The organism is Streptomyces sp. LMG1-1-1.1, from assembly GCF_040815545.1.
GTDB lineage: Bacteria > Actinomycetota > Actinomycetes > Streptomycetales > Streptomycetaceae > Streptomyces.
Map to the genome: position 1 here is coordinate 1 of NZ_JBFPNH010000107.1, position 319 is coordinate 319.

The 319-nt window shown below is 54.9% G+C and carries 1 rRNA gene; it reads right to left on the reverse strand.

Features of this window, described 5'->3' with window-relative positions:
* Nucleotides 1–268: 268 nt before the first annotated feature.
* Nucleotides 269–319, reverse strand: a 16S ribosomal RNA gene (locus MRBLMG1_RS37270); the annotation flags it as partial.

A 319-nucleotide genomic window follows, 5' to 3' on the forward strand; every position in this document is an offset into this window, starting at 1 on the left:
TGTAGTTCTCAAACAACGACCAGCCACCCATCACCCCACCGGACAAACCGATGAGTTCACTGGGGCCGGAATCATGAAGATACAAGCCATACGGCCGTACCCTCAGATACCCAACAACGTGCCAAGCACGACCCGTCGGTCCACCATCACGTTCCACGCCGAAGCAGTACTGGTGAAGTGATCCTCGAGATCGTGCCAACTAATCAACGTTCCACCCATGAGCTGACCGTGCAGAACATTTGCCTGCAATCGGTGCTGTGCTCCTTAGAAAGGAGGTGATCCAGCCGCACCTTCCGGTACGGCTACCTTGTTACGACTT